Source organism: Luteibacter sp. PvP120 (assembly GCF_054055715.1).
Window position 1 is genome coordinate 199,038 of record NZ_JBSRXP010000001.1, and the last position, 15,324, is coordinate 214,361.

Below are 15,324 nucleotides of genomic sequence, written 5' to 3' on the forward strand. Positions count from 1 at the left end.
GTAGCGCCAGTGACGGTCCAGCGTGCGCTCGCTGTCGATGACAGGTTTGCGGCTGAGCGGGGCCGTCGTGCCGCGCGAAGGCTCGCTTAAAGAGCAATCGATTGCAATACGTGTCGCAGCAGCTATCCGACTGTGCGGAAGTCCGCAGCGGTAATGCCTATTTCCGGCGAGCAATCGCTGCCGAATGTCGCTAGCTTAGCGGCGCGGAGTCCCGCTTATTGCAGCAGGCCAGATCGTGATGAATCTTTCCCGATCACATCCCCCCATGCCGGAAACGTCGTCCGGCGCGGACGTATTTCCGTCCGCGCAGGTCACGGCGGACATCGACTCGATGCTGCATCTGCAGCGCATTCGTCGTGCGAACCTCGTCAGCCTGATGGAAGAACTGGGCCCTGACGGCCTGGAGCCCCGTATACGGAAATCGAAGCTGCTGGGCCTGTCGCGCGAGGCGCTGCAACGCGCGATCGGTGGTGGTGGCCTGACGGACGAGGAAGCACGCGAGGTGGAGTGGGCGATGAACCGGCCCCGGGGCTGGCTGGACACCGACCACCGGGGCGAGCCTGACTGAGTCTTCGTCGTTCAGTGGCAACCAGGCCCACCGAAGTAGAAACCTTCACCGGTGGTCATTTCCGGTGACGGCGCGATCGTGCTGGCCCCGGGCACGACGCCCCCGTAACGCTGTCCGGCAAACGCGATCGTGTAACACGCGGGATCGCTGACGACCACGCTCGACAGTTGCGTGACGGCGTGCGAAGCAAGGGCACTGTCGATATAGAAGTGGTTGGCCTGGAAGGCCGCCTTGCGATAGCCATTGGCCGCGAACACGCCGCTGCCCATGGGAGTGCTTGCGCCGCCACCATTGGCGTACGTCTCGCCGCCGGCGGTGAATGCGGTGTTGGTGCTTGTCGTGGCAAGGTCGCCCGAGTACAGCGCCGCCTTGTAATACCCCACCCAGGTGCCATCGACGTTGAGCCACCAGTTGCCGTCGGCATTGCGCTGGTAGGCCACCTTCACCACGCCCTGCGCACCGTTGGTGCTGCTGTAACGGCTGGAGGCGAAGGACACGCCGAACACATTCCCCGATGCCACCTGCACGAACTCGCCGCATTCCAGGTTGTGGCAGCCGGTGCTGACGTAGCCGTCCTGCGTCGAGTAGACGAACAGGATGGATTGGTTACCCCAGGTGCCGTAGCTGGGCCGACGTTGCCAGCCCACTTCCAGGGTCTGCGTCTGGTTGCTGCTGCTCGCCCCGTCGAGCCATATCTGGCTGATCGACATGTAGTCGTTCGAGGTGACAAAGGCCGGGTTCCAGATATTCAGGTCGGCACCGGCACCGGCGATTTCCGCGCCACCCATGCTGGCGAACATCGAGGCGTAGTGATGCGTCGACGAGGCATCGGCGGTGGCGAACCGCGACGCCTGCCGGTGTGCTCCCGGCGTGGGGCTCCTGGCGAAGAACGCTTTCAGGCTGGGAAAGCGGGTGAGCTGGTCCAGGCCCACGCGTTCCAGCGGGATGCTGCCTGCCGGGCATGTCGACGCCGCCGTCGATGCCGTGCTCGGTGCATGCGTAGCGATCGGACTCGACGCCGGTGGTGCGGCGATACCGCTGCCATCGCGCAAGGCCGGCTGCTGCCCCGTGGGAATACAGTCGTAGAAGGTCCCCTGTTCAGCGAACGAACGGACCACGGTCACACCGTCGTAGCGGTTACGCAGGTAGTGGCGCATGTCATCGAAAGCGGACTCGGAAAGGCCGGCCGCATGGGAAACGTTGGCGTATCGGGCGTTGGAGACCTCGTCCAGGAAGGCGACGAATGCCGCAGGTGCCGCGGCGGCGACAATCGCGTCCTGGCGGGTGACGGACAGCGACGACGTCCGTGGCGACGTCAGTGGCGGCATCATCGTATCGACGAAGTCGGCGTGAACGGTGGCGACGGCGGATGAGGCACGTGCCGCGGCAGGCAAGCCGACGGCCAGCGCGAGGGCGAGCGCCGCGGTGAGATGGACGAACGGGAAGTTCACGCCGGAACTGTATCGGGAAGGCATGGTCAGGCATCCTTTGACGCATAGCGAAGGGACCGGCCGCCTGTCGTCAGGCCGGGTGGGGGTTCGTGGTGGTGATCGTGGGTACCCTGGGTGATGCCCGGCACGTCGGCTTCGACGTGTAAGGCGCGCCGAGCTTAGTGCCGCCATCCGGTAGGAAAGTGTGACCGGGATCTCGCATGGCGCGTGGATACACGGTGATCCGTATGCGTTTTCGTGCCGTGGAAAGCCGCGGGAAAGCCTTCGTTTGCGGTCATGCACGGATCGTCGTCGGATGTGCCGAACGCCCCGGGCGACGACGGCTTTCCCGTGCTTGCCTCGTCCGGCCGGAAAAGCACGTTTTCGGCAATGGATGCCGGTTTTCAGCAACCCGTAGGCAGGGGGCGGTTCGTCGGCGATACCCCGTGCTAGCTTCGTCGAGCCGCGCTACCGCGGCCTCACCCAGTGGAGCATTTTCATGGACCAGCGTGATCTCGCCATGCAAGACACAGGAATGATGAATCCGTTCGGGATACCGATGGACGGCCCGCTGCAACGTACGATGGCGGCGTTCAAGCACGAACCGAAGATCGACGACACCGGCGATATCGGTCGCATCGGATCGCGCGGTGGTGGCGACTGGGGCTGATCGCCAGCCGATGATCCGCGCGACAGCGCGGTATCGTGACCATCGGGCCGCTCCCTCCTGGGAGCGGCTTTCTCATGAAGGGGGCCATGGTTTGATCAAGGCGGACATCGCACTGCACGACCTCTCGCTGTCGCCATCCTGGCACGATGGATCGGTGGTCGTCGGACCCAGCCGGATCACGCCCTACGCGCACCGCATGCTGGAATCCTGCCTGGTCGTCACGACGGATCGCTGGTTCCTCGTCGTGCGGGAACGACAGGCGGGCACCGATGGCCTTGCTGCGTTCGCCGGCGAGCCCTGCGCGACGAGGCACGTGGATGAGGACGCGTTCCATCACCTTTACCAGGGGTGCGTGCTCTGGCCGCTCGATTACGTGATGGTGGAGGTGGCACGTGTCGGCTGCCGCCTGCGGATACGGGCGGGCATGCTCGGATCGGCCCCCGTGTATGCACGGGCGACGAAGGACCGGATTACGGTGTCGTGGGATTCCGCCGACTTCGCCGCGCTCCCCATGGCCCTGGATACGGAAGTCGTCAGTCATCGTCTGGCGATGCATACCATGTATGCCGCGCGGCAGCCGTACAGCGGCGTCACGATGCTCACCGAGCGCGCGTCGCTTTACGTCGAGCCGGGCAGGGCCAACCTGCGGTATCCCGACCCGGTGGCACCCAGCGTCCCGCGCGAGGATCGGGAGGGGCAGGACGACCTGCCCGCCTTCGAGGCCGCCTTGCGGCGTAGCGCCGCGGCACGACCCGTCGGGGAGCATGCGACGGTGGAACTCAGTGGCGGGATGGATTCCGCGACCGTGGCCACGGTCCTGCGATCGCTGGGCCCGCCCCTCGCCAGCCGGGGCATCCTGCTGGATGGCGAGGTACGCGACGCGCAGGTACCGCGTCGCTCCCTCATCGTCGAGCGCCTTGGGCTGGCGGATGCTACCGTCGATATTGCCGCCTGGCCTCCCGATCTCGACATGGCGCCCTTGGACGCGCAAGGGTTCTATCGCGAGTTCTATCTCGAAGCCTGCATGGCGCTGTGGTCGTCGGCGCGATCGGAAGGGCGCGATACCCTTTTCACCGGCGTCGGCGGCGACGAACTGTTTCCCGCGTACGCCGGCGAAGCGTCATCCGGCATGGCGACAGACCCGGGCTGGGTCGGCGAGGCCGCGACCTGTGCCGCAGGGTTGCTTACGCCGCGGGCGCTCGAATCGGCACGCAGCCTGCGCACGTTCGACGCGCCAGCCGGCCCCGTACCGATGACATCGCTGCTCGCCAACGCCTGTCGTGCGCCGGATATGTTGCGCCATGGCCAATGGCCCGTCGCACCGCTGGGGGATCCGCAGCTGGTGGCGTTCTGCCACCGGTTGCCACGGGCCAGCCGACGGGGCAGGGAGGTGATGCGACGCTACCTCGCCTCGCAATTGGGCGCCGACGTGTTTCCGCCGGGATACAGCAAGGAAACCTTCGCCCACGTCCTGCCGCCGTTGATCGCCCGGCATGCCCCTTCGCTGACCGCGCAACTCTCCCAGTGCGCGCTGGCCGATATCGGGCTGGTCGAACCGCGAGCGGTCGTCGCGTTATTGGACACCGTGGTGCGTACCCGATCCCATGGGGCGACCTCCGCCCTGGCGAACTTCCTCTGGCTGGAGCGCCTTGCGCGGCAGACGGCGTGAGACGTACCGGGTCCGGTCATGCGCCGGCACGACATGCGGCGTCGGCGGCCGCTTCGACGCGCGTCATGAAGGCCCTGACGATCGATGGCACGTGGCGGCGCGTCGGCAGCACCAGGTGCATGTCCAGCGGCGGATAGGCGAACCCGTCGAGCACGCGTACCAACGTGCCGCACGCCAGTTCGTCACGCACGAGCGGCAGCTGCACGCCACCGATGCCGCGACCTGCGACCAGCGCGGCAATCAGCACGAAACTGTTGTTGGCCACGAAGCCCGGCGACACGGCGAGGGTGACCGGTCCGTCCGGTCCGGTGAGCCTGAGCGGGTGGTCGACGCTGCCGCTGAAGCGGATGTGCGGGTGGAGCCGGAGCTGGTCCGGCGTACGCGGGGTACCGTGCCGGGCAAGGTAGTCGGGTGATGCCACGAGGGCGCGTTCGACCTGGCCGATGTGTCGTGCGACCAGCCCATTCGGCGGCAAGGGGCCCAGCCTGATCGCCAGGTCCACACCCTCCGCCACGACGTCGGCGATGCGGTCGTCGAGCGCCAGTTCCACCCGGACATCGGGATGCTCCGCCTGGAAGGCCATCAGTAACGGTGCCACCAGCTGCTGCCCGATGCCGCTCGGCGCCTGGATGCGCAAGCGACCGTGCAGCTGCTTCGGGTCGTCTTTCACGGCGGCGTCGGCGGCCGCCAGGGCATCGAGCACGACCGTCGCCTGTTCGAGGTAGCGCGACCCTGCGTCGGTAAGGGTCAGGCGCCGGGTGGTGCGATGAATGAGTCGCGCGCCCAGTTCGGCCTCCAGGGCGGCGACCTGCTGGCTTGCCGATGGCTGGCTGATACCCATGGCCCGGGCGGCCGCGGAGAAGCTGCCCCGCTCGGCGACGCGGACGAAGACCTGCATGGCGAGAAGGCGATCCATCGGTGTTCCATTGCAATGTCTTATAAGTGTAAGCCCGGATGGGCCACTAATCATTGCCAGGTCCACTGAATACGCTGGCGGTTCCTTCCCGTGGAACCAAGCACATGCCTTCCCACACCGCCCTCATCGTCGGCGCCCATGGCGTCATCGGCAGCCAGCTGACACGCCATCTCGCCGCGCAACCGGAGTGGGCGATCCTCACCGCGTCACGGCGCGGCGGCGAGGCCAACAGCCCCCACCATGCCCTGGCCGTCGACCTGCTGGACCGCTCCGCCAGCCGGCTCGCACTGCGCGAGGCGCGTGAGGTGACCCACGTCTTCTACAGTGCCTACCAGGACAGCCCAACCTGGCCGGGCCTGCTCGGACCGAACATGACGATGCTGGAAAACCTGCTCGACGGGTTGCTGCCGGTGGCGGACGGCCTGCGCCACGTATCGATCATGCAGGGCTACAAGGTCTACGGTGCCCACCTGGGGCCGTTCCGGACACCGGCGCGCGAGGACGATCCGCCGATCCTGCCGACGGAGTTCATGACCGCGCAGCAACGCCTGCTGGAACGCGTCGGCGCCGCCGGCACATGGACCTGGTCGGCGTTGCGTCCGGCCGTGGTCGGCGGCGATGCGGTGGGCAGCCCGCTCAACCTCGCGCTGGCCATCGCCGTCTACGCGTCCGTGTCGAAGGCATTGGACGTGCCGTTGCGTTTCCCCGGCAATGCCCAGGCCTACACCCGCCTGATCGAATTCACCGACGCCGGCCTGCTGGCGAATGCGGCATGCTGGGCCGCCACCGACGCGCCGGGTAACCAGGCATGGAACATCGGTAACGGCGATGTGGTGCGCTGGTGCGATCTGTGGCCCCGCCTGGCCGCATGGTTCGGCATGGAGGCCGCGCCGCCGATGGCGATGTCGCTGGCCGAGGTGATGCCGGACAGGGCCGGCACCTGGGATGCGCTGCGGGAGCGGCATGGCCTGCCGCCGCTGCCCATGGATCACGTGGCGGCCTGGCCCTTCGCGGACTTCGTGTTCTCGTGGACATGGGACATGTTCGGCGACGGTTCGAAGGCGCGGCGTGCGGGCTTCCACGCCTACGAGGACACCGCCGCGATGTTCTTCCGCCTGTTCTCGCGGTTCCGGGAGCGCGGGATCATCCCCTGATGGCGGCACGGGAGGCGCGCTACCATCAGCGCATGACAGCGATCCGCCTGACCTTCGACGACGGCCCCGGCCCGTCGACCACCGCCTTGCTGGATGTGCTTCGCGACACCGGTCGGCAGGCGACCTTCTTCGTCCTCGGTCGGCATGCGGCCGAGCGGTGCGACGTGCTCGTGCGCATGCTCGACGAGGGCCATGCGATAGGCAATCACACTTGGTCGCATGCACGCGATGGCGAACTGACCGACGCGTCACTGGCCGAGGAGATCGCGGCCACCGATGCATTGATTCACGGTGTCTACGCCGCGACAGGCAGGAAGCCGCCGGCCGTCGTTCCCCTGCGGTTGCCGTATGGGGCGCAGGACGGCGATACACGGTTGCGTGTGCTGGCACGACTGGGTCGAGAGCACGTCGGGTGGACGGCCCTGTTCGAAGACTGGCTACAGCCCGCGCCTTGCCCGGCGCAGCTTGCCGGCCGGCTGCGTGCGCATGTGACGGATCAGTCGGCGGCCGGCGAGGATGCGGTCGTTTGCCTGCACGATGGGTCGCCCTGCGCCGAGACGAGGGATGTCACGGTCGAAGCGGTGCGACGCTGGCTGGCGTCGCCGGCGGCACTGGCCGGTGAGGCCTGAGCCAGCAGCGTTTGCCAGCCGCCGAGGAAACCCATGCCGGGACCGGGTATCCACAGGCCGCGTTGCGCGGCTTCCAGGTGGATCAGCACCTGGTCGACACAGAACAGCGTAGCCAGGACATCACGGTGGGCGATCCACATCGCCACATCGCCCATGCTTCGGGACCACGCGTAGCTGCCCATCGATCGTTCCCAGGCGATCGCATCGAAGCGGAAGGCGTCCTCGCAGGTCGCGTCGCGGCTGAGTGCAAACGCCGCGAAGGCCGCTTCCAGCCACGCGGAACCTTGCCCCACCTCGTCGAAATCGACGATCCCGCGTAGCCGACCTCCGTCGAAGAGCAGGTTTCCCGCATGGACGTCGCCATGCAGCCACTGTATCCGCTGCGCGGCCCATGCCGATGTCGATGCCCGGGCCAGGCAGTCACCTGCGTGCGTCAGCACATCGTCGTACTCGCGCCCCGGCACAAGGCCGTCCATGCAGGGCGGCATGCCGCGCGAGCGCACCCGTCGGTAGCGGGTGAGCAGCCATGCAACAGGGTTGCCGGTATCGATGTCGGCGCGTGCCAGCACGTCATGCAACGACGCCAGGGCACGCATGGCCTGCACGCAGGCGTCCGGCACGCCGGACGGCAAGCCGCTGGTTCCCTCGATGCGTTCGAAGACGTGCAGCCACTGACCTGCCGCCGTCGTGACATGGCCGGCGCCATGCAGCGTGGGAACGGTGGTGGGCACGGCGATCGCGTGCAGGCCCTGGGCGACCAGCGCGAGCATCCGCGCTTCCCGATCCACCTGGGCCGCCGCTTTCCCCGCCCACGACAGGCGCGCGACACAGGGCGGGGCGTCGCCGTGGACGAGGAACGACCTGTTAGTATGACCGCCCGTCAGAGGGACCAGACGCACCTCGCCCCATCCCCAGGCGCGTTGCAGCATCTGGCGCAATGCGCCCTCCGTCACGCCGTCCATGGAAGCCCCTTGCCATGTCCGAACGCATCGCCACGCGCATGCGCGATCTCACCCTCGCCTGGCTGACCCGCGCGGGCGAAACCGATCACCTGTTCCACACCCGCTGGCTGGGCGAGCGGTTCTTCCATCTTCCGGGCGACATGCTGGCCATCCAGGAACTGGTCTGGCGCATCAGGCCACGCTGCATCGTGCAGACCGGCGTCGCGGCCGGTGGCGGTGCGGTGTTCACTGCCTCGATGCTGGAGCTGGTGGGCGAGGACGGTATCGTCGTGGCGATCGAGCCGCGGCTTCGCCCCGAGGTGCGCGAGCGACTCGCGGCGCATCGCCTGGCCGAGCGGATACACCTGGTGGAAGGCCACCCGCTGGAGGACGCCACGGTGGCCGCGGTGAAGACGTTGGTCGGTGAGCGGTCGCCGGTCATGCTCGTGCTGGACCTCACGCACACCCACGAGCACGTACTGGGCGAATTGCGCACCTATGCGCCCTGGGTCACACCGGGCAGTTATGTCGTGGTGATGGATACGATCATGGAACACCTGCCGCCGGAGACCTTTGCCGGCAAGCCGTACGGCAGGGGCAACAACCCGGCCACGGCCACTCAGGCGTTCCTGGCGGAAGACCCGCGCTTCGTCGTGGATCACGAGATCGAGGACCGGGTGATCATGACCCTGTCGCCCGACGGGTTTCTTCGGCGAGCCGACTGATCAGGCGCGCCGCCTCGTCGGCACCGGAGCGGCGATAGCCGTGCGCGACCCTTGCAGCGTTCTCCCGTAGCCCGGGCAAGCCGAGCATCGCTTCGATGGTCTGTGCGGTCTGTCCGACCGACGCATGGCGCAGGTCGAGATGCCGTCCCACCGCCGCCTGTTCGATGAAGTGCACCTGGTGGAACTGGTCGTTGCACAGCGGGGAGACGATCATCGGCACGCCGAAGGACAACGCTTCCATGACCGAATTGGCGCCCCCGTGGGTGATGAAAAGGGAGGCGCGTTCCAGCATCGCCAGCTGGGGCGCGTAGCGCACGGCCCGCACGTTGCCGGGCAACGGTGGCAAGACATCCGTGTCGATCAGGTCGCCCACGGACAGCAGCAGTTGCAGCGGCCGGTCGCGCACGGCGTCGATCACCGTCGCGAACATCCCTGGCTGGTAGTAGATCTGGCTGCCCAGCGACATATAGACCAGCGGCAGGCTGCTATCGAGGCTGTCGCCGTCGAACGCGGGCTCGTCGCCGCGTGCGCCCGGCGGAAGCGACGGGCCCACCAGCGTGACACCCGCCGGTGCAACGCCGACGAAGTGCTCGGTCGCGAAGGCAAGCGTCAGCCACGGCGAGAGCACGTCGCAGCCGCGGAACCGGGGCGCCATGCCGTGCGCGGCGAACAACGCCGCGCGCCGTGGTGCCAGCGACGCCACGGTACGCAGCAGCTCGGAATCCAGCGACGCCGGAAGCACGGGGTTGAGCGAGTTGGACATCGCGACCCATGGCAGGCCCTCCGCCCCGGCGGCGATCGCGGCGGCGTAGAGCAACGGATCGATGACGACGACGTCCGGGCGCCATGCGTGGATGCTTTCGCGGATGCGCGCCACCTCTGCTTCGACGCCATCGAGCAACAGCGAGGTGACCCACGTCCTCAGCCAGGCCGGATCGCGTACCTGCCGGGCGAAGCCGGCGCCACGTCGCCAATCGGCCGGGCGGGGCGATTCGATGGGTCCGAAACAGGCGAAGCCGCCCGCACGCGCCAGCTGTGGACGAATGTCGCCCGGTGCGTGGAACGCCACGGCGTGACCGCCGTGTTTCAGCGCCAGCGCGGGCCCGATGCAGGGATTGACGTGGCCGCGCTCGGGCACCACGCAGAACAGGATGCGGCTCATGCGATGTCCACGTCGTGCAGGGTCGCCCAGTGCGACAGCGAGGCGGCGCGGAACATCACGGCGCGCTCGTGTTCGTCCAGCGGCCGGGCATCCGCACAGCGGCGCAACAGGCGCGGCACGTCCATGACGGCGGCGACCGGCTCGCCGTGGGTGGCCAGCGTGTCGCGCGCGTGCCGCCGGATCGCTTCGCCCGTGCCCTGGTCTTTCGGCAGCGCGGACTTGCGCCGACAACGGATGGCTTCGGGCACCAGGCCGCGCGCCGCCTCGCGCAGCAGCGCCTTTTCCACGCCGTGGCGCAGCGCGTCGTCGGGCGAGACCGATGCGGCGACCTCCAGCAGATCCGTATCGCCGAACGGCACGCGGGCTTCCAGGCCATGGGCCATGCCGTGGATATCGCCGTTGTGCAGCAGCCGCTGCAGCCAGCGGTGCCGGACCAGCCACTGCGTGGCGCGCAGGACATCCCCCGGTGTCGACCATGCATGGCCGGCGTCCACGGCCAGCTGGCGATACAGCCCGGCGAAATGGACCAGTGGTGCGTCCAGCAGGCCCGGGCGCAGGTACGGATCGCCGGTGAGCCGCTGCAACACGTGCAGCGGATCGGCGACGGCGTGCGGATCGAGCAGGAAGTGGTAGCCCAAGTGCGTTTCGTCGGCCGCATCCCCGACCATCACCGCCTTCACCCGGCGGCTAGCGGTGCGGGCCAGGTGGTGCTGTGCCACCTCCTGCTCCCAGGCGGGCAGGGCGTCGTTCTGGATGGCTACATCACGCACGCTGTCGGCGAAGGTGGCGCGCAGGGGTACGACGTCCGTGCGTGGCAGGCCCAGCTGCGTCGATGCCAGTTCCGCGTAGGGCTGGTCGTCCGAACCGACGATCAACGAGGCCGCGTAGTCGTACGTGGCATGCCCCTCGAAGGCGAGGGTAAAGCTTTGCGGTGTCGCGCCTGCCTGCTTCGCCAACGCACCGATGAGCGTGGAATCCAGCCCGCCGCTGAGGAACAGGCCCACCGGCGCGTCGGCGATGAGGGTGCGCCGCACGGCCTGGTCGAGGTGGTGGCGCAGCGTATGCGCGGTGTCGGCCCACGAGGCCCGCGTGCGCGGCGGGTCGCGTTCGACGCACCAGGGCCGGGTGCGCATGCCGTCTGCGGTCAGGTGCAGCACGTGGCCCGGCGCGAGGTAGGCCATGCCGTCGAACATCGGTCGCGCCACGCCGCTGAAGAACGGCGCCACCAGGTATTCGGTCACTGCTTCCCGGTGGGCTCGCGGACGGGTACGCATGGCGGGCAGGAGCGCCTTGGCTTCCGATGCGAAGACGAACTCGTCGTGGTCCTGCATGAAGACGAACGGCTTGATGCCCAGGCGATCGCGCGCGGCGAATGCCCGCCGTTGCCACGTGTCCCAGACCAGGAAGGCGAACATGCCGTTGAAGCGCGGTACGCACGCTTCGCCCCAGGTGGCGTAGGCAGCCAGCACCACTTCGCTGTCGCTGGACGAGCGGAACGACCAGTGCGCCGCCAACTCGCGGCGCAGGGCGTCATGGTTGTAGACCTCGCCGTTGTAGACGAGCACGTAGCGACCATCCGGGCTCGCCATGGGCTGGGCGCCATGTGGCGCATCCAGCAGGGCGAGCCGGGTATGGCCAAGCACGGCATGCTCGTCGTGCCAGAGGCCTTCGCCATCCGGTCCGCGGTGACGCTGGCGATCACGCACGGCCAGCACGCGCGCGATCTGCCCCCGCGCGCCGCCATCGAAACGGATCAGCCCCGCCAGGCCGCACATCAGGCGGTAACGCCCAGGTCGCGCAGCAGCAGGAGCAGCGTGGCCCACTGCACCCGTTCCGCATCCGTCGCCAGTGTCGGTAACGGCAGGCCGAGCACGGAGGCCAGCGCGAGGATGGGTGCCGCTGGCAGCAGGTGCCCGAGGTCCATCGGCGGTGCCAGTCGTGCACGCTTGGGGCCCTCGGTCAGGGCGCGCGATACACCGTGATGCCGGGCGAGACGCCGGATGCAGCGCTTGTCCGGATCGGCGGGCGACGAGCACAGGTGCGCCACCACGGGCGTAGCGAGGAACGGCGCGGACAGTTGCACGCCGGCCGCCTCGAACAGGGTCCTGCACAAAGGCAGGTAGTCGGCGGAGCGATCACGCCTCAGCACCTGGTCCACGCCGTCGCCGGTGATGGCCCGCACGATGCCGTCGCGCGCCATGGCCCGGGCCAGTAGCAGCTTCGCCACCGGATGCAGGTTGTACAGCGGTTCCTCCAGATGACGCATGGCCTCGGGCAGGGCGTCGACGAAGGCCTGCGCACCGGCCTCGACCACGATCACCTCGACGCCCCGGCGGCGTGCGGTGTCGCAGGCCGCCTCGCGCTCGTCGTAGCCGGGCAGGCCGGTGGCGAGGACGTAGACCGGCAGGTGACGGATGCCGTGGGCATGCAGCAGGCCCAGGATCAGGGCGGAGTCCAGGCCGCCACTGAGTGCGACGGCGGTAGGGCGCCCATCGGCCAGGACGTCGCGCAGGGCGTCGAGCAGCAGCGTTTCCAGGTCGCCCGCGGTGCGGCGCAGCGGGCGCTCGATCACTGCCAGCCCCTCGCTCGCCTCGACGAGGGCGTGGCCGGGAGGCACAGCCCGGACGTCGGCCAGGATCGTGCGATCGGCATACCGTGCGCCGGTGAGATAACCGCCGATCGCCTGGCTGTCCAGCGGCCCCGTTGGCAGCTGCGCTTGGCGCAACAGCTCGCGGATGCCGCCGCCGAACGTCGCGCTGCGGGAATGGTAGACGACCTGCCTGATCCCGAAAGGATCGCGCTCGCGAAGGATCATGCGAAGCGCGCCCTTGCGGCGTCGAGTTCGGCCCGCCCCATCATGCGGTGCGGCTCCATGACGGCACTGCCGCCGTGGCAGTGGAAGCATGCGCGCAGCGGCGCCTCGCGCGACAGGTACGCGTGGATCTCGTCGGCGAGCGAGGGGCCATCGTGCAGCGGCAGGCCATCCTGCGTGAAGTCGTCGCGCCCGCGGTGAAGGGTGTGGAAATGCGCGGGGCGGGTACAGGTGTAGAAGATGCCGTCGCGCAGCAGGTGGCACCGTTCCCGCAGCCAGCAGTCGTGGTAGATCGCCTGCGTTTCCGCGACATCCGTGGAGGCGGGGTCGCGCGTCATCCGGACGAACTGCGCCTGCGGCTTCCAATTGAGGCGCACGTCGAAGCGCGCGGCCATGGCTTCCACGTGCCGTATGCGTTCGTCTGACAGGCGGGGCCGCGGATACAGCGAGATGGTCAGGGCGTCCACGCCGGCCCAGAACGCGTCCGGCATCCTGTCCAGCAGCAACCCGTTGGTGGTGACCGAGATCGTGGGCGCGATGCCGGTGCCGCGCACCGCTTGCAGGATATCGACAAGCGCGGGATGCAGGGTCGGCTCGCCGCCCACCAGCTTGAACACACGGGGTTGCAGCACGCGCGCGGCGCGGCGCAGGTCGGCGCAGAGCGTCTCCGGATCGGCTGTCCACGCCGGCAGCAAGGGCGACAGCGAACAACACTCCACGCAGGTCAGGTTGCAGTGGTCGACGATGTGCGCCTCGAGCGACCGTGTGCGGATGCGTCCGTCCACGATGGGGTAATGCCGCTCCATGGGAGGCGGAAACACGTGTTGCCGTTCGCTGGACATCAGTGCGATCCCTCTATGGTGTCGACGAAGAACGCGCCGAGGCGCTCGCGCCCGCGCGCCAGCAGCGTCACCATCTCCATCGCACCCAGCAGCCGCTGGTCGAAGCCCGGCAGGCCGTCCAGCCAGCCCTGCAACACCCAGTGCTTGGTGGCGTGCATCAGGCAGGCCACGTCCACCGCCCAGCGCATGTGCCCGGCGCGCAGCGGACGGCGTTCCCGATAGGCATGGACGAAGGCCCGCGCCAGCGCAGGAGCCTGCAGCGGAAGATGGTTGAGACAGCGCACCACCTCGAATTCGCGCGGTGCGCCGATGGATGCCTCCCAGTCGATGACGAGCGGCGGCAGCGCGTCGCCGAACAGGTAATTGAACTGGTTGTAGTCGTTGTGGATGGGCCGCTGGGTATCGTCGGTGGGGAAGCCTTCGATGGCCCCGGGATAACACGCCGCCAGCATCTCGCGGCACAGGGCCAGATAGCGCGCCACCCAGGCGGCGTCGATCCGGGGATGGGAAGGAAGCGGGCGCTCCGCCAGCTCCAGCTTCGCGCGCTCCACCGCGGGATCGATATGGGCCAATCGCGCGGAGAGCGTCTGCGGAGCCTGCCCCGGCATCGCGTCCAGGCGCGCGTGCAGGGCGCCCAGGCCACGGCCCAGCGCGGCCCACTCGTGCGTGGCGTAGGTGTCGTAGGCACGGTAACGGCCCGTCTCCCACTGCGTGATCAGAACGCAGCCACCGTCCGGTTGCCCGGCCCATGCTGCACCGTCACGTGTGGGTACAAGGGTCTGGACACGGATGTCCGGGCTCGCCGGGCCCTCGCCGAGAAAGGCCAGGACGCAGGCTTCCCATTCGCCGCGTGCCCGATCGGCGGCCGCGAACGTCTTCACCGCGACCTCGCCGATGTCGCTCCGCCAGCGCGCCACGCGTGTGGTGACCGCCTGGCCGTCGCCGCGCAGGCGCAGGTCGTAGGCGGCGGGAAGGGTGGGCAACGACGTCACTCAGATCGCCTCGCCCGGGCCGTAACGGTAGGGATGGCCGGTGAGGAAGCGGTTGTGGCCCACGTAGCGCAGGTTGTACATCGCGGGGCGGAACAGCATGCGCGGCTCGTTGTTCGCGATGCCCAGCAGGGGGTAGAGCGCGCGATCGACGAAGAACGCGTTGTTGCCCATGTCGTCGCAACACACCAGCTCGTAACCCCGCGTGGCGCCCAGGGCCACCAGCGATGCCAGGCTGGCTCCGTAGTGAGTCGATCCATCCCAGTGGTGTTCGGGGTCGTAGGCCATGACCCAGCGCTCCGGCGGTGGGTAATACGGGTTGTACTCGACGACCACCAGGCGTGCGCGATGGCGCTGCATGCCTTGCCATACCCAGTAATCGTTGCCGTCGATATCCAGCGAGAGCAGGTCGAACACCGCCGGCACGCCGGCGGCGTCGAGCAGGTCGTCCACCGTATCGGGCTGGACGCGCTCGCCGACCAGGCGCACGTTGCCCGCGTCGCCGTAGGTCTCCTTCAGGCGCCCGAAGCGGTATGCCGAGCCTTCCACGAGGGTGCCCAGCCAGCCCTGCTCGCGCAGCAACAGCGCCGTGTTGCTGTTGCGCAGGCCGTCGCTCGCGCCGATATCGACGCAGTAACGACTGGCTGGCGCGACACGGTCCAGGATGCGTGTGAGGATGGCTTCCTCGGTGCCCTGCGCGTAGAGGCTGGGAGCCAGACGCGACAGGTCGAGTGGTGGAATCCCTGCGGACATGGCCTGCCGACGGCTGCGTGACGTGGCCGGCATGATATCGAAGATAACGGCGCGGCGTGTACGA

Annotated in this window: 14 protein-coding genes and 1 pseudogene; 6 read left to right on the plus strand and 9 right to left on the minus strand. The window is 68.4% G+C overall.

Annotated features, from left to right (window positions below):
• Positions 1-265: 265 nt before the first annotated feature.
• Entirely contained in the window at positions 266-568 is a 303-nt protein-coding gene (locus ACVKN3_RS00875) for a hypothetical protein (RefSeq protein ID WP_354513138.1), read from the plus strand.
• Between the two features lie 11 nt (positions 569-579).
• On the opposite strand, the gene ACVKN3_RS00880 is transcribed toward ACVKN3_RS00875, so the two are convergent.
• Positions 580-2,043 (minus strand): neprosin family prolyl endopeptidase, encoded by a 1,464-nt coding sequence (locus ACVKN3_RS00880; RefSeq protein ID WP_354513136.1) that lies wholly within the window; start codon positions 2,041-2,043, stop codon positions 580-582.
• 454 nt (positions 2,044-2,497) lie between these two features.
• Between ACVKN3_RS00880 and ACVKN3_RS00885 the strand changes: the two genes are divergently transcribed.
• Positions 2,498-2,668, plus strand: coding sequence for a hypothetical protein (locus ACVKN3_RS00885; protein ID WP_185754379.1), 171 nt, complete (start codon positions 2,498-2,500; stop codon positions 2,666-2,668).
• Between the two features lie 91 nt (positions 2,669-2,759).
• Positions 2,760-4,337, plus strand: a complete 1,578-nt coding sequence (locus tag ACVKN3_RS00890) for an adenine nucleotide alpha hydrolase family protein (RefSeq protein ID WP_354513134.1) — start codon at positions 2,760-2,762, stop codon at positions 4,335-4,337.
• Between the two features lie 16 nt (positions 4,338-4,353).
• On the opposite strand, the gene ACVKN3_RS00895 is transcribed toward ACVKN3_RS00890, so the two are convergent.
• The gene (locus ACVKN3_RS00895; protein WP_354513132.1) at positions 4,354-5,253 is read right to left on the minus strand and encodes a LysR family transcriptional regulator; all 900 of its coding nucleotides are present in this window, start codon (positions 5,251-5,253) and stop codon (positions 4,354-4,356) included.
• 104 nt (positions 5,254-5,357) lie between these two features.
• Here ACVKN3_RS00895 and ACVKN3_RS00900 point away from each other — a divergent pair, with 104 nt between their 5' ends.
• Positions 5,358-6,407, plus strand: coding sequence for an SDR family oxidoreductase (locus tag ACVKN3_RS00900; RefSeq protein ID WP_354513130.1), 1,050 nt, complete (start codon positions 5,358-5,360; stop codon positions 6,405-6,407).
• Positions 6,408-6,439: 32 nt separating this feature from the next.
• Entirely contained in the window at positions 6,440-7,036 is a 597-nt protein-coding gene (locus tag ACVKN3_RS00905) for a polysaccharide deacetylase family protein (RefSeq protein WP_456991007.1), read from the plus strand.
• A gap of 236 nt (positions 7,037-7,272) precedes the next feature.
• Here ACVKN3_RS00905 and ACVKN3_RS00910 read toward each other — a convergent pair.
• A pseudogene (locus tag ACVKN3_RS00910) lies at positions 7,273-7,998 on the minus strand (phosphotransferase enzyme family protein); the annotation flags it as partial.
• A gap of 14 nt (positions 7,999-8,012) precedes the next feature.
• On the opposite strand from ACVKN3_RS00910, the gene ACVKN3_RS00915 reads away from it, so the two are divergent.
• Positions 8,013-8,702, plus strand: coding sequence for a cephalosporin hydroxylase family protein (locus ACVKN3_RS00915; protein WP_354513126.1), 690 nt, complete (start codon positions 8,013-8,015; stop codon positions 8,700-8,702).
• Here the strand turns inward: ACVKN3_RS00915 and ACVKN3_RS00920 are convergent.
• From ACVKN3_RS00920 to ACVKN3_RS00945, 6 genes are read right to left on the minus strand one after another with little or no spacing between them, the layout of a single operon-like run.
• On the minus strand, positions 8,659-9,864 hold the full coding sequence (locus ACVKN3_RS00920; protein WP_354513124.1) for a glycosyltransferase: 1,206 nt from the start codon (positions 9,862-9,864) through the stop codon (positions 8,659-8,661). The genes ACVKN3_RS00915 and ACVKN3_RS00920 overlap by 44 nt on opposite strands.
• Positions 9,861-11,639: an asparagine synthase (glutamine-hydrolyzing) gene (gene asnB / locus ACVKN3_RS00925; RefSeq protein WP_354513122.1), complete on the minus strand. Its 1,779-nt coding sequence runs from the start codon at positions 11,637-11,639 to the stop codon at positions 9,861-9,863. The genes ACVKN3_RS00920 and asnB overlap by 4 nt, the downstream gene beginning before the upstream one ends.
• Entirely contained in the window at positions 11,639-12,679 is a 1,041-nt protein-coding gene (locus ACVKN3_RS00930) for an asparagine synthase-related protein (RefSeq protein WP_285404799.1), read from the minus strand. Before ACVKN3_RS00930 ends, asnB begins: the two co-directional genes overlap by 1 nt.
• On the minus strand, positions 12,676-13,518 hold the full coding sequence (locus tag ACVKN3_RS00935) for a radical SAM protein (RefSeq protein WP_354513120.1): 843 nt from the start codon (positions 13,516-13,518) through the stop codon (positions 12,676-12,678). The genes ACVKN3_RS00930 and ACVKN3_RS00935 overlap by 4 nt, the downstream gene beginning before the upstream one ends.
• On the minus strand, positions 13,518-14,510 hold the full coding sequence (locus ACVKN3_RS00940) for a phosphotransferase enzyme family protein (RefSeq protein WP_354513118.1): 993 nt from the start codon (positions 14,508-14,510) through the stop codon (positions 13,518-13,520). Before ACVKN3_RS00940 ends, ACVKN3_RS00935 begins: the two co-directional genes overlap by 1 nt.
• Positions 14,511-15,260 carry a class I SAM-dependent methyltransferase gene (locus ACVKN3_RS00945; protein ID WP_354513117.1) on the minus strand — a complete coding sequence of 250 codons (750 nt, stop codon included), beginning with the start codon at positions 15,258-15,260 and terminating at the stop codon, positions 14,511-14,513.
• Positions 15,261-15,324: the final 64 nt, after the last annotated feature.

Bases quoted from the DNA above. Each gene is read 5' to 3' on its own strand.
- ACVKN3_RS00875 (WP_354513138.1), top strand. From the start codon at position 266: ATGCCGGAAACGTCGTCCGGCGCGGACGTATTTCCGTCCGCGCAGGTC.
- ACVKN3_RS00880 (WP_354513136.1), bottom strand. From the start codon at position 2,043: ATGCCTTCCCGATACAGTTCCGGCGTGAACTTCCCGTTCGTCCATCTC.
- ACVKN3_RS00885 (WP_185754379.1), top strand. From the start codon at position 2,498: ATGGACCAGCGTGATCTCGCCATGCAAGACACAGGAATGATGAATCCG.
- ACVKN3_RS00895 (WP_354513132.1), bottom strand. From the start codon at position 5,253: ATGGATCGCCTTCTCGCCATGCAGGTCTTCGTCCGCGTCGCCGAGCGG.
- ACVKN3_RS00900 (WP_354513130.1), top strand. From the start codon at position 5,358: ATGCCTTCCCACACCGCCCTCATCGTCGGCGCCCATGGCGTCATCGGC.
- ACVKN3_RS00905 (WP_456991007.1), top strand. From the start codon at position 6,440: ATGACAGCGATCCGCCTGACCTTCGACGACGGCCCCGGCCCGTCGACC.
- ACVKN3_RS00915 (WP_354513126.1), top strand. From the start codon at position 8,013: ATGTCCGAACGCATCGCCACGCGCATGCGCGATCTCACCCTCGCCTGG.
- ACVKN3_RS00920 (WP_354513124.1), bottom strand. From the start codon at position 9,864: ATGAGCCGCATCCTGTTCTGCGTGGTGCCCGAGCGCGGCCACGTCAAT.
- asnB (WP_354513122.1), bottom strand. From the start codon at position 11,639: ATGTGCGGCCTGGCGGGGCTGATCCGTTTCGATGGCGGCGCGCGGGGG.
- ACVKN3_RS00930 (WP_285404799.1), bottom strand. From the start codon at position 12,679: ATGATCCTTCGCGAGCGCGATCCTTTCGGGATCAGGCAGGTCGTCTAC.
- ACVKN3_RS00935 (WP_354513120.1), bottom strand. From the start codon at position 13,518: ATGTCCAGCGAACGGCAACACGTGTTTCCGCCTCCCATGGAGCGGCAT.
- ACVKN3_RS00945 (WP_354513117.1), bottom strand. From the start codon at position 15,260: ATGTCCGCAGGGATTCCACCACTCGACCTGTCGCGTCTGGCTCCCAGC.